This is a genomic window from Paraburkholderia sp. MM5496-R1, assembly GCF_050436205.1.
In the GTDB taxonomy this organism is placed as follows: domain Bacteria; phylum Pseudomonadota; class Gammaproteobacteria; order Burkholderiales; family Burkholderiaceae; genus Paraburkholderia; species Paraburkholderia tuberum.
Window position 1 is genome coordinate 692,254 of sequence record NZ_JBNDLT010000002.1, and the last position, 12,054, is coordinate 704,307.

Sequence of the window (12,054 nt, forward strand, 5' to 3'; positions counted from 1 at the left end):
CAGATTTCGTAGCCGACGGCGCGTGTCGAGCGTACGGCGGGAAATGATACCCGCTATCGCGTTGACGCATGGGCTGCCATCCGTGCCGCGAGGCGCCCTAGTCTGCGCACCGCTTCGTCGGTCAGATCCAGATCCGCACTCGAACAGCTGAGCCGAATGAAGTGATCGAAACGCCCGGCGTTCGAAAATACCGTGCCCGGCATGATGCGAAGACCGTCATGCAAGCGCGGCGTCGAATAAAGCCGACGAAGATACGTGACGCGGCAATTCGATCCAGAAAAACATCCCGCCGCGCGGCGGCGTGAACCGCGTGCCGTCGGGAAACGATGCCGCCACCGCCGCGGCCATCCGCTCGCGCCGCAGTTGCAAGCTCTCGCGCAAACGCCGCAAATGGCGCTCGTACGCGCTCGTCTCCAGGAACCCGGCGAGCACGACTTGCGACAACTGCTCGTTGTGGCGCGACTGCGCGAACTTCAGCATACCGATGCGCGGATGCCACCGGCCGCCGTTGATCCAGCCGACGCGCATGCCAGGCGCCAGCGTCTTGTTGAACGATGTGCAATGGATCACGGTGCCATCGGTGTCCCACGCCTTCAGCGAGCGGGGCGGCGGCGCGGCATCGACGAGTTCGCGGTAGGGATCGTCCTCGATCAGCGCGATGCCGGCGCGCGCGCACAGTTCGACGAGGCTCGCCTTGTGCGCGTCGGGCATCACGCTGCCGAGCGGGTTTTGCAGGTTCGGCACCACCACGACCGCCTTGATGTCGGGATGCGTGTGCAGCGCGAACGCCAGCGCCTCGATCGCGAGGCCGGTGCTCGGGCTGGTCGGAATTTCGAGCGCGCGCAGACCGAGACTTTCGAGCGCCTGCAGCAAACCGAAGAAGCACGGCGATTCGACCGCTACCGTGTCGCCCGGCTGCGTCACCGCGCGCAACGCGAGGTTCATCGCTTCGACGCCGCCGTGCGTCATGATGATGTCGTCCGCGCCGATCTGGCTGCCGGCCTCGAGCGCGCGCCGGGCGATGATCGCGCGCAACGCCGGATCACCCTGATCGGGCCCGACGGCGGTCAGCAAGGTGGGCCGCCGGCGCAACGCGCGCACCGCGGCCTTTTGCAACGCATCGGTCGGATAGAGATCGGGCGACGCGGTCGCGCCGCCGAGATTCAGCGCGTGCGGATAGCGCTGAAATTTCGACACGAGCGCCGAAATCTCCGAGTGAATGCCGACGAACTGCGCGGCGGCGCCGGGCTGCATCGCGAGATCGGGCTCGGCGGCGCAGGGCAACGCAGCCCTCGGCGGCACGCGCACGAAATAGCCGGCGCGCGGCCGGGCGTCGATCAGCGCGGCGCGTTCCAGTTCGCGATAGCTCTCGGTCGCCGTCGCGAGGCTCACGCCGTGGCGCTGCATGAACGCGCGCATCGACGGCATGCGGTCGCCCGGGCGCAGCGCGCCGTTGCCGATCGCGCGGCGGTATTGGTCGGCCAGTTGCCGGTACAGCGGCTGGCGCTCGGCTGGCCGGTCCGTCGAGGGACCTTGCGGTGTGAAGGGGGATTCGCTCATGAACCGATGGTGCGGATAGTCCGCGCGCCGCGACAGATACACATCGACGTGATTCGGACCGATACAGCGTGACGAAACGCACCACTGTACCGGTTCGGATTGTCGACAGCTGCGCCTGTTTTCATCCGGACGGATTCCCTAAGCTGTGTGACACGAAGACGGTTTAAAGGAATCGGTCATGCCTGTGCGTCCATACCACGATCGCTTGTTACCCGGTGCCGAACTGGATTGCACCGCGGCGTCGCATCTTGCCGCCGGTCAGATGGCCCTGCACGACTTGCGCGCGCGCAGTTCGATCATCGCGGTCGAAGGTGCATTGCAACTCGTCTTCCGCGATCATGCGCTGGCCTGGCTCGGCAACGACGCCCCGCTCACGTCGCTCACGTTGCACGAAGGCGAGCGGTTTGTGACCTCGCAACGTGGCGTCGTGTCAATCCGCGCGACGCGGGCCGATCGCGCTGCATTCATCGTGCTGCCTGCACACGCTGAACACAGCGCGCGCGGTTTCGTTCTGCAAGCCGCTCGGCGTCTCGCTTGCGTCGTGCGCACACGGTGGCGGCGCGCCGCCTGAAACGTCGCTGCGCGCGCCACGTGGCCCGTTACAATGCATGACCAACCCGCTTCGTTCGAGGTGCAGGTCATGTCATTCTTTCGCGCGCTGCAGCCGGGCCTGGTCTCACGGGTGTGGCGCCTGTTCGCCGCCGGCGTCGCTGTCACGCTGACACTCGCTGGCTGCGCGGGCCTGTTCGGCGCCGACCCGTTGCGCGTCAATGTGGCGGGCATCGAGCCGATCGCTGGCCAGGGCATGGAGATGCGCTTCAACGTCAAGCTGCGCGTGCAGAATCCCAACGACTCCGCGGTCAGCTTCAACGGCGTGTCGCTCGATCTCGAGCTGAACGGCAAGCCGTTCGCCACCGGCGTCAGCGACCAGAGCGGCACCGTGCCGCGCTTCGGTGAAACCGTCGTCACCGTGCCGCTGACCGTGCCGGCTTTCGCCGCGGTTCGTCAAGCCTTTGCGCTAGCCGGCGCCGCGCAGTCGGGACAGGTTCCGTACGTTCTGCGCGGCAAGCTCGCGGGTGGCGTGACCGGTACGACGCGATTCACCGATCAGGGAACGCTGAGCCTGCCGTCGTCGGACACGGGCTCGTAATGACGCCGGCCCACGCCCGCTCAAACCACTTCGAACAAACCCGCGGCGCCCTGCCCGCCGCCGATGCACATCGTCACGATGACGAACTTCACGCCGCGCCGCTTGCCTTCGATCAGCGCATGGCCGACGAGCCGCGCTCCCGACACGCCGTACGGATGGCCCACCGCGATCGCGCCGCCGTTCACGTTCAGGCGGTCGTGCGCAATGCCGAGCTGGTCGGCGCAATAGAGCACCTGCACCGCGAATGCTTCGTTCAGCTCCCAAAGGCCGATGTCCTCGACCTTGAGGCCGGCTTTCTTCAACAGCTTCGGCACCGCGAACACCGGGCCGATGCCCATTTCGTCGGGCTCGCAGCCGGCCACCGCGAAACCGCGGAAGATGCCGAGCGGCTGCAGCCCTTCGCGTTCGGCCAGCGTCGCGTTCATCACGACGCAAGCGGATGCGCCGTCCGAGAACTGGCTCGCATTGCCCGCGGTGACCACGCCGCCCGGCTGCGCGGTGCGGATCTTCGACACGCCTTCGAGCGTCGTGTCGGCGCGAATGCCTTCGTCGCTGCTGACGGTCACTTCCTTCGTGTAGAGACGGCCGCTCGTCTTGTCAGCGACGCCGGCGAGCACCGTCAACGGCACGATTTCGTCCTTGAATCTACCGGCTTCGAGCGCGGCCGCCGCGCGTTGCTGCGAGCGCACGCCATATTCGTCCTGGCGTTCCTTCGAGATCGAGTAGCGCTTCGCGACGTTCTCGGCGGTCTGCAGCATCGACCAGTAGATTTCCGGCTTGTGCTCGGTGAGCCAGCCGTCGGTCATCATGTGGCGGTTCATCTCGTTCTGCACGCACGAGATCGACTCGACGCCACCCGCGACGTACACGTCGCCCTCGCCGGCGATCACGCGCTGCGACGCGAGCGCGATCGTCTGCAATCCCGACGAGCAGAAACGGTTCACGGTCATGCCCGGCACGCTGACCGGCAAGCCCGCGCGCAATGCGATCTGCCGCGCGATATTGCCGCCCGTCGCGCCTTCCGGATTCGCGCAACCCATGATCACGTCCTCGACGCGCGCCGGATCGAGCTTCGCGCGCTCGACCGCGGCCTGCGTCACGTGGCCGCCGAGCGTCGCGCCGTGCGTCATGTTGAACCCGCCGCGCCACGATTTGGCGAGACCCGTGCGGGCGGTGGATACGATTACGGCGTCAGTCATGCATGTCTCCAATTGCAGTGTCAGTAGTGGCGCGCCGGCTCACTGCCGTGCGTTCAAAAGCGCATCACCGCGCCGCCTCTGTCGTTTGATGCGAGCGATGCGGGGGAACCCCGCACCGCTCAATTCGTGGGCTGAAGCCGGCCGCGCTCAGCCGTTGAACCCGCGACCTTCGGCCGCGAGCTTCGCGATGCTCGGCGCGAGCTGCCACGCGTCGCCGTTCGGCCGCGCCGCATAGCAGCGAATCGCGCGCTCGACGTTGTAGAGCCCCACCGTGTCCGCGTACAGCATCGGGCCGCCGCGATAGAGCGGGAAGCCGTAGCCGGTCAGATAGACCATGTCGATATCCGACGCCTTCGACGCGATGCCTTCCTCGAGAATCTTCGCGCCTTCGTTGACGAGCGCGAACACCAGACGCTCGACGATTTCCTCGTCGCTGATCTTGCGGCGCTCAGCGTTGGTTTCCTTCGAGTACTCGCCGATCATTTCGTTGACCACGCCCGAAGGGTATGCGGTGCGATCGCCCGCCTTGTAGTCGTACCAGCCGCCGCCGGTCTTCTGGCCGAAGCGGCCCATCTCGCACAGACGGTCGGCGATCTTCGAGTAGTGCATGTCGGGGTGCTCGAGATAGCGGCGCTTGCGGATCGCCCAGCCGATGTCGTTGCCGGCGAGGTCGCTCATGCGGAACGGACCCATCGCGAAGCCGAACTTCTCGATGGCCTTGTCTACCTGCGCTGGCAACGCGCCCTCTTCGAGCAAGAAAAGCGCCTGACGAACGTATTGCTCGATCATCCGGTTGCCGATAAAGCCGTCGCACACGCCCGACACCACCGCGGTCTTCCTGATCTTCTTCGCGAGCTTCATCACGGTGGCGAGCACGTCTTTTGCGGTCTCCTTGCCACGCACGACTTCGAGCAGCTTCATCACGTTGGCCGGGCTGAAGAAGTGCATGCCGACCACATCCTGCGGACGTTTCGTGAACGCGGCGATCTTGTCGACGTCGAGCGTCGACGTGTTCGACGCGAGGATCGCACCGGGCTTCGCGACTTCATCGAGCCGGCGGAACACCTGCTCCTTCACGCCCAGCTCTTCGAACACGGCTTCGACGATCATGTCTGCGTGCTTCAGGTCGTCGTAGGAGAGCGTCGAGCTCAGCAGCGCGAGGCGCTGTTCCATCACCTCGGGCTTCAGCTTGCCTTTCCTGACGGTCGCCTCGTAGTTCTTGCGGATCGTCGCGAGACCGCGGTCGAGCGCTTCCTGCTTCGTTTCCAGCAGCGTGACCGGAATGCCCGCGTTCAGGAAGTTCATCGCGATGCCGCCGCCCATCGTGCCGGCGCCGATCACGGCCACCCGATCGATGTCGCGCACCGAAGTATCTGCCGGCACGTCGGGAATCTTGCTCGCCGCCCGCTCACCGAAGAACGCGTGACGCAGCGCGCGGCTCTCCGGCGTCTGCACGAGCGCGATGAAGCATTCGCGCTCGAATGCGAGGCCCTTGTCGAAGCCGTCCTTCACACCGGCTTCGACCGCGTCGATGCATTTATGCGGCGCCGGGAAGTTCTTCGCGATTGCCGCGACGCTATTGCGCGCGAACTGGATGAAACCGGCCGCATTCGGATGTTCGATCTTGCGCTCGCGCACCTTCGGATGCGGGCCGGCCGCGGCGCCGACCTTGCGCGCGAACGCGAGCGCGGCTTCGGCCAGTTCGGCGGGATTCGCGACGACTTCGTCGAACAGCCCCGAATCGGCGAGCTTTTCCGAGAGCACCGGCGCGCCCGACACGATCATGTTCAGCGACGCTTCCAGACCGATGGCGCGCGGCAGACGCTGCGTGCCGCCCGCGCCCGGCAGGATGCCGAGCTTCACTTCGGGCAGCGCGATCTGCGCGCCGGCCGCGGCGACGCGGTAATGCGCGCCGAGGGCAAGTTCGAGGCCGCCGCCCATCGCGACGCTGTGGATCGCCGCGACGACCGGCTTCGCGCTGCCTTCCACGGCCTTGATGACGGTCGCGAGCGTCGGCTCCTGGGTCGCCTTCGGCGTATTGAATTCGGTGATGTCGGCGCCGCCCGAAAAGGCCTTGCCCGCACCCGTCAGCACGATGGCCTTGATGGCCGGATCGTTCTGCGCGCGCTCGAGCCCTTCGACGATACCCGCGCGCGTCGACAGACCGAGTCCATTGACGGGCGGATTGTTCAGCGTGAGGACGGCCACGCCGTCATGAGTTATGTAGTCCACTGCCATCTGCGTGCCTCCGTGCGATCCATGCATTGAGGCGGCGCATGATGCGCCGCCCGTCCGGTTCATCGAGCCTGCTTATGGTCAGACTTTTTCAAGCGACGGTTCCGGGGTCAGCAGGCACGATACACCAAAAAAGAACGAACGTTCAATTTATTCCCGAGTGGGGTTTCCCCTGGGACTCGGGGGTCAGCGGACAGTTGCGGCCGTCTTCGAGCGCGGACGGCAGCACGTGATCGCGGAACAGATCGCGCAGCTTCAGCTTCTGCAACTTGCCGGTCGCCGTGTGCGGTAGGTCGTCGACGAACACGACGTCGTCGGGGATCCACCACTTCGCGACCTTGCCGTCGTAGTACGCGAGCAGTTCGTCGCGGGTGACGTCTTGCCCCGCGCGTTTGACGACGACGAGCAACGGGCGCTCGGTCCACTTCGGATGCGCGCACGCGATGCACGCGGCTTCCGCGACCGCCGGATGCGCGAGCGCGACGTTCTCGACGTCGATCGAGCTGATCCATTCGCCGCCCGACTTGATCACGTCCTTCGAGCGATCGGTGATGTGCAGGAAGCTGTCGGGGTCGATCGTCGCGACGTCGCCGGTCGGGAACCAGCCGTCGATGAGCGGCGAGTCTTCCTTGCGGAAATACCGGTCGATGACCCACGGCCCGCGCACGTGCAGATCGCCGAACGCGACGCCATCCCAAGGCAGCTCGCGGCCATCCTCGCCGACGATCTTCATGTCGACGCCGTAGATCGCATGACCCTGCTTTTCGAGCAGTTTGCGCTGATCGGCGAGCGGCCGCTGGCTCTGCTCCCAGGTCAGCTTCGACAAGGTACCGAGCGGCGACATCTCCGTCATGCCCCATGCATGGATCACCTGCACGCCGTAGTCGTCCTCGAGTATCCGCAGCATCGCGGGCGGACAGGCGGAACCGCCGATCACCGTGCGCTCGAGCGACGAAAACCTCGCGCCCGTTTCGCGCAGGTGGTTGAGCAGACCGAGCCACACGGTCGGCACGCCGGCCGAGAACGTGACGCGTTCGCTCTCCATCAGTTCGTACAGCGACTTGCCGTCGAGATCCTTGCCGGGGAACACGAGCTTCGCGCCGGTCAGCGGCCCCGCGTGCGCGAGGCCCCATGCGTTGACATGGAACATCGGCACGATGGGCAGCACCGAGTCGCGCGCCGACAGGTTCATTGCGTCGGGCAACGCCGCGCCGAACGCGTGCAGCACCGTCGAGCGATGGCTATACAGCGCGCCTTTCGGATTGCCGGTCGTGCCCGACGTATAGCAGAGATACGACGCCTGGCGCTCGTCGAGCGCGGGCCAGTCGAAGCGGCCGTGCTGCCCGTCCATCAGCGTTTCGTAGCACAGCACCGACGTTTGCATCGGCGGCCGATGCGCTTCATCGCATAGTGCGATCCAGCCGCGCACGCGCGGGCACTGCGGCGCGAGCGTGTCGACCAGCGCGGCGAACGTCGTGTCGAACAGCACGTACGCGTCGTCGGCATGATTGACGATGTAGGCGATCTGGTCGGGGAAAAGCCGCGGGTTGATCGTGTGACACACGGCGCCGAAACCAGTGGTGCCGTAATACGCTTCGAGATGCCGGTAGCCGTTCCACGCGAGCGTCGCGACGCGTTCGCCCGGTTCGACACCGAGCGCGATGAGCGCCTGCGCGAGTTGCTTCGCGCGCTGCTCGCAATCGCGGTACGTGTAGCGATGCAGGTCGCCTTCGATGCGCCGCGACACGATCCCGGTGCTGCCGAAATGCCGCGCGGCATGCGCGAGCAACGATGACACGGTGAGCGGCACGTCCATCATCTGGCCCAGCAGCGGCGTCGTCATAAGGCGGGGTCTCCTCGGCTTGTCAGTGGATCGATGGGTTGGCGCAAGATCGTGGCGGCGTCGAGCGCAGCAGCATGGTCCGAACGATGAAGGCGGCCGCCCAGCAGCGCCGCGGGCGCGGACTTACAATATCGGCTAATCCAGAGGCGCTCAACATGTCGTTTTCCCCAAGCTTTGCAGGGCTATCCGCAGCTTTGACGGATCTTTCCAACACACTCGCCACTCCCCCAGCCAACGCGTTCGCGCGGCTCGGCGGCACGTTCCTCACGCGCCTGCCCGCCGCGCCGCTCGACGCACCCTATCTCGTCGGCTTCTCGGCCGAGACCGCCGCGCGGCTCGGGATGCCCGAGGGCATCGAGCGCGATCCGGGCTTTATCGAGCTGTTCTGCGGCAACGCGACGCGCGACTGGCCGGCCGACACGCTGCCTTATGCGTCGGTGTACTCGGGGCATCAGTTCGGCGTGTGGGCCGGCCAGCTCGGCGACGGCCGCGCGCTCGGTCTGGGCGAGCTCGAACACGACGGCGAGCGCAACGAACTGCAGCTCAAAGGCGCGGGCCGCACGCCCTATTCGCGCATGGGCGACGGCCGCGCGGTGCTGCGCTCGTCGATCCGCGAATATCTGTGCTCGGAGGCGATGCATCATCTCGGCATTCCGACCACGCGCGCATTGTGCGTGATCGGCTCCGACCAGCCGGTGCGGCGCGAGACGATCGAAACCGCCGCGGTGGTCACGCGCGTCGCGCCGAGCTTCGTGCGCTTCGGCCACTTCGAGCACTTCTACGCGAACGATCGTGTCGACGCGTTGCGCGCGCTCGCCGATCACGTCATCGAGCGCTTCTATCCGCATTGCAAGGAGGCCGACGATCCGTATCTGGCGCTGCTCGCCGAGGCGGTGCGCTCCAGCGCGGATCTGATGGTCGACTGGCAGGCGGTCGGTTTCTGTCACGGCGTGATGAATACCGACAACATGTCGATCCTGGGCCTGACGATCGACTACGGCCCGTTCGGTTTCATGGATGGCTTCGATGCCGGCCACATCTGCAATCACTCCGATACGCAGGGCCGCTACGCCTACCGGCTGCAGCCGCAAATCGCGTACTGGAACCTGTTCTGCCTCGCGCAGGGACTGCTGCCGTTGTTCGGCGAGAAGCACGACGAAAGCGTGCGCGCCGACAAGGCGGTCGAAGATGCGCAGCACGTGCTCGCCGGCTTCAAGGACCGTTTCGCGCCGGCGCTCGAAAACCGCATGCGCGCAAAGCTCGGCCTCGAACAGGCGCGCGACGGCGACGACGCGCTGGTCAACCGGCTGTTCGAAGTGATGCACGCGAACCGCGCCGATTTCACGCTGACGTTCCGCAATCTCGCGCGCCTGTCGAAACACGATGCGAGCGGCGACACGCCGGTGCGCGACCTGTTCCTCGATCGCGTCGCCTTCGACGCATGGGCGAACGACTATCGCGCGCGGCTCGCCGAAGAGTCACGCGACGACGTTGCGCGCGCCATTGCAATGAATCGCGTGAACCCCAAATTCGTACTTCGCAACCATCTGGCGGAAACGGCGATCCAACGCGCGAAGGAGAAGGATTTCTCCGAGGTGGAACGGCTCGCGGCCGTGTTGCGTCACCCGTTCGACGAGCAGCCCGAATACGCGTCGTATGCGGGCCTGCCGCCCGACTGGGCGAACTCACTGGAAGTGAGCTGTTCGTCATGACGCGCCGGCGCGGTTGAATCGCCACGGCCGTGCCTCCAGAAAACACCGGCACGAACCAGCACAAACCCGCGAGACAAACCCGAGACAGGAACCCGACCATGAGCAACCCCGACGATCTCAAGCATGACGCCCCAGCCGTACAGAAAAGCGACGCCGAGTGGCGCAAGCAGCTGACCGACACGGAATACCAGGTGACGCGCCATGCGGCCACCGAGCGCCCGTTCACGGGCCGCTACGACGATCACTGGGAACGCGGCGTCTACGACTGCGTGTGCTGCGGCACGCCGCTGTTCGAATCGGACACCAAGTTCGACGCCGGCTGCGGCTGGCCGAGCTATTTCCGCCCCATCAACGGCGAGGTGATCGCCGAGAAGACCGACCGCACACACGGCATGCTTCGCATCGAGGTGCAGTGCAAGAACTGCGGCGCGCATCTGGGCCACGTGTTCGAGGACGGACCGGCGCCGACCGGTCTGCGTTACTGCATCAATTCAGCTGCGTTACAATTCGAGCCCAAGTAACGCGGCGCGGCAGCATCCCTGCCCGCCTTCGGCGCCGCATTGGAAGTGCGCGCGGCGCCCTTCCAATGCGGCAGTCCCGCTCGCCAGCGGGCACCGCGCACCTTGCACGCCAGGCGGGCGCGCTTCAACGTTCGACTCACTCTCCGACTTCCCGATCAGATAATGAAATTCCTGTTCGATCTGTTCCCGATCATCCTGTTCTTCGTCGCCTTCAAGATCTGGGGCATTTTCACGGCGACGGCAGTGGCGATCGTCGCCACGCTGGTGCAGATCGCGTGGGTGGCGTTCCGCCACCGCAAGGTCGACCCGATGCTGTGGGTGAGCCTCGGCGTCGTCGTCGTATTTGGCGGCGCGACGCTCGTGCTGCACAACGACACCTTTATCAAATGGAAGCCGACCGTGCTGTACTGGGCGTTTTCCGTCGCGCTGATCGTGTCGCAGCTCGGCTTCAACAAGAACCTGATCGAAGCGATGATGGGCAAGCAGATCACGCTGCCGCACGCGATCTGGGGCAAGCTGAACCTGATCTGGGCGGCGTTTTTCGTGCTGCTCGGTCTGCTGAACCTGTTCGTCGCGTATCACTATACGACCGATCAGTGGGTCAATTTCAAGCTGTTCGGCGCGACCGGCTGCCTGCTCGTGTTCATCGTCGGGCAGAGCCTGTGGCTGTCGAAGTACATGAAGGAGGAATGACATGAGCGACCTGTTCATGCACGCCACCACCGCCGAGCGCGCCGCGCTCATCGAGGCGCGCCTCGCGGCCGCGCTCGCGCCCGTCGAATCGATCCGCATCACCGACGACAGCGCGCAGCACGCGGGCCACGCTGGTGCCGCCGCCGGCGGTCATTTCAGTGTCACGATCGTGGCCGTCGCGTTTGCCGGCAAGCCCCGCGTGGCGCGGCATCGCATGGTGTATGATGCGCTGGCCGATGCCATGCAGCGCGGCATTCATGCCCTTGCCATCACGGCGTACACGCCCGAAGAATTTGCTTTGTTGCCCCGCTAGGAACCTTTCGATGACCTTGAAGAAAACCCGCCACTGGGTATTGCTGGCTGCGTTCGCGGCCGCACCTGCATTCGCACAGAACATCGCCGTGGTGAACGGCACGCCGATTCCGAAGTCGCGCGCCGATGCATTGATCCAGCAACTGGTTCACCAGGGACAGCAGGACACGCCGCAACTGCAGCAGGCCGTGCGCGAAGAGCTCGTGAATCGCGAAATCCTGATGCAGGAAGCGCTGCGTCGCGGGCTGCCGAACCGTCCGGACGTCAAGGCGCAAATCGCGGTCGCGCAGCAAACTGTCGTGCTGCGCGCGCTGATCGAAGACTTCGTAAAGAACAATCAGCCGACCGACGCCGAAATCACCGCGCGCTACAACGCGCTCGTCAAGGATGCGGGCGGCAAGGAATATCACCTGCACCATATCCTCGTCGACAACGAGCAACAGGCGAAGGAGCTGATCGCGAAGATCAAGGCCGGCGCGAGCTTCGAGGCCCTGGCCAAGCAGTACTCGAAGGACCCGGGATCGGGCAAGAACGGCGGCGATCTCGACTGGTCGGACCCGAAGGCCTACGTGCCTGAATTCGCGGACGCGGCCACGCATTTGCAGAAAGGCCAGATGACCGACACGCCGGTGCATACGCAATTCGGCTGGCACATCATCCGTGTCGACGACATCCGCGCCGTCACGCCGCCGCCGCTCGAGCAGGTGCGCGCGCAGATCGTGCAGCAGATCCAGCAGGAAAAGCTGCAGGCGTTCGAAGAGAATCTGCGCAAGAACGCGAAGATTCAGTAAGGGTCGGCGGGCAGATTGTCTTCGGATAGTCCGCCTGG

At 65.5% G+C, this 12,054-nt stretch carries 10 protein-coding genes and 1 pseudogene; 7 read left to right on the forward strand and 4 right to left on the reverse strand.

The genetic code is table 11. The annotated features are described in order from the left end of the window. Positions 1 to 53: 53 nt before the first annotated feature. Positions 54 to 1,560, reverse strand: a pseudogene (locus OKW38_RS10025) (PLP-dependent aminotransferase family protein). A gap of 178 nt (positions 1,561 to 1,738) precedes the next feature. Here OKW38_RS10025 and OKW38_RS10030 point away from each other — a divergent pair. Further along, positions 1,739 to 2,131 carry a hypothetical protein gene (locus OKW38_RS10030; protein ID WP_429361287.1) on the forward strand — a complete coding sequence of 131 codons (393 nt, stop codon included), beginning with the start codon at positions 1,739 to 1,741 and terminating at the stop codon, positions 2,129 to 2,131. Between the two features lie 69 nt (positions 2,132 to 2,200). Beyond that, on the forward strand, positions 2,201 to 2,710 hold the full coding sequence (locus OKW38_RS10035) for an LEA type 2 family protein (RefSeq protein ID WP_090805759.1): 510 nt from the start codon (positions 2,201 to 2,203) through the stop codon (positions 2,708 to 2,710). Between the two features lie 20 nt (positions 2,711 to 2,730). Here OKW38_RS10035 and OKW38_RS10040 read toward each other — a convergent pair whose 3' ends face one another. From OKW38_RS10040 to OKW38_RS10050, 3 genes are all read right to left on the reverse strand, one after another. Next, the gene (locus OKW38_RS10040) at positions 2,731 to 3,909 is read right to left on the reverse strand and encodes an acetyl-CoA C-acyltransferase (protein WP_429361288.1); all 1,179 of its coding nucleotides are present in this window, start codon (positions 3,907 to 3,909) and stop codon (positions 2,731 to 2,733) included. Positions 3,910 to 4,056: 147 nt separating this feature from the next. Next, a complete protein-coding gene (locus OKW38_RS10045; RefSeq protein WP_429361289.1) occupies positions 4,057 to 6,147 on the reverse strand; it encodes a 3-hydroxyacyl-CoA dehydrogenase NAD-binding domain-containing protein in 2,091 nt (696 codons plus the stop codon). 142 nt (positions 6,148 to 6,289) lie between these two features. Continuing rightward, complete coding sequence (locus OKW38_RS10050; protein WP_429361290.1) at positions 6,290 to 7,987, reverse strand: 3-(methylthio)propionyl-CoA ligase; 1,698 nt, start codon at positions 7,985 to 7,987, stop codon at positions 6,290 to 6,292. A 155-nt stretch (positions 7,988 to 8,142) separates the two neighbouring features. On the opposite strand from OKW38_RS10050, the gene OKW38_RS10055 reads away from it, so the two are divergent. The 5 genes from OKW38_RS10055 (at position 8,143) to OKW38_RS10075 (ending at position 12,016) form a co-directional block, all read left to right on the forward strand. Next, the gene (locus tag OKW38_RS10055) at positions 8,143 to 9,699 is read left to right on the forward strand and encodes a protein adenylyltransferase SelO (protein ID WP_429336419.1); all 1,557 of its coding nucleotides are present in this window, start codon (positions 8,143 to 8,145) and stop codon (positions 9,697 to 9,699) included. 98 nt (positions 9,700 to 9,797) lie between these two features. Next, positions 9,798 to 10,220 carry a peptide-methionine (R)-S-oxide reductase MsrB gene (gene msrB / locus OKW38_RS10060; RefSeq protein ID WP_429361292.1) on the forward strand — a complete coding sequence of 141 codons (423 nt, stop codon included), beginning with the start codon at positions 9,798 to 9,800 and terminating at the stop codon, positions 10,218 to 10,220. Positions 10,221 to 10,382: 162 nt separating this feature from the next. After that, positions 10,383 to 10,913, forward strand: coding sequence for a septation protein A (locus tag OKW38_RS10065; RefSeq protein ID WP_090804756.1), 531 nt, complete (start codon positions 10,383 to 10,385; stop codon positions 10,911 to 10,913). 1 nt (position 10,914) lies between these two features. Continuing rightward, a complete protein-coding gene (locus tag OKW38_RS10070) occupies positions 10,915 to 11,226 on the forward strand; it encodes a BolA family protein (RefSeq protein ID WP_013089413.1) in 312 nt (103 codons plus the stop codon). A gap of 10 nt (positions 11,227 to 11,236) precedes the next feature. Then, complete coding sequence (locus tag OKW38_RS10075) at positions 11,237 to 12,016, forward strand: peptidylprolyl isomerase (RefSeq protein ID WP_429336418.1); 780 nt, start codon at positions 11,237 to 11,239, stop codon at positions 12,014 to 12,016. Positions 12,017 to 12,054 lie beyond the last annotated feature (38 nt).

Excerpts from the sequence above, each read along its gene's own strand:
- OKW38_RS10030 (WP_429361287.1), top strand. The coding sequence starts at position 1,739 with ATGCCTGTGCGTCCATACCACGATCGCTTGTTACCCGGTGCCGAACTG.
- OKW38_RS10035 (WP_090805759.1), top strand. The coding sequence starts at position 2,201 with ATGTCATTCTTTCGCGCGCTGCAGCCGGGCCTGGTCTCACGGGTGTGG.
- OKW38_RS10040 (WP_429361288.1), bottom strand. The coding sequence starts at position 3,909 with ATGACTGACGCCGTAATCGTATCCACCGCCCGCACGGGTCTCGCCAAA.
- OKW38_RS10045 (WP_429361289.1), bottom strand. The coding sequence starts at position 6,147 with ATGGCAGTGGACTACATAACTCATGACGGCGTGGCCGTCCTCACGCTG.
- OKW38_RS10050 (WP_429361290.1), bottom strand. The coding sequence starts at position 7,987 with ATGACGACGCCGCTGCTGGGCCAGATGATGGACGTGCCGCTCACCGTG.
- OKW38_RS10055 (WP_429336419.1), top strand. The coding sequence starts at position 8,143 with ATGTCGTTTTCCCCAAGCTTTGCAGGGCTATCCGCAGCTTTGACGGAT.
- msrB (WP_429361292.1), top strand. The coding sequence starts at position 9,798 with ATGAGCAACCCCGACGATCTCAAGCATGACGCCCCAGCCGTACAGAAA.
- OKW38_RS10065 (WP_090804756.1), top strand. The coding sequence starts at position 10,383 with ATGAAATTCCTGTTCGATCTGTTCCCGATCATCCTGTTCTTCGTCGCC.
- OKW38_RS10070 (WP_013089413.1), top strand. The coding sequence starts at position 10,915 with ATGAGCGACCTGTTCATGCACGCCACCACCGCCGAGCGCGCCGCGCTC.
- OKW38_RS10075 (WP_429336418.1), top strand. The coding sequence starts at position 11,237 with ATGACCTTGAAGAAAACCCGCCACTGGGTATTGCTGGCTGCGTTCGCG.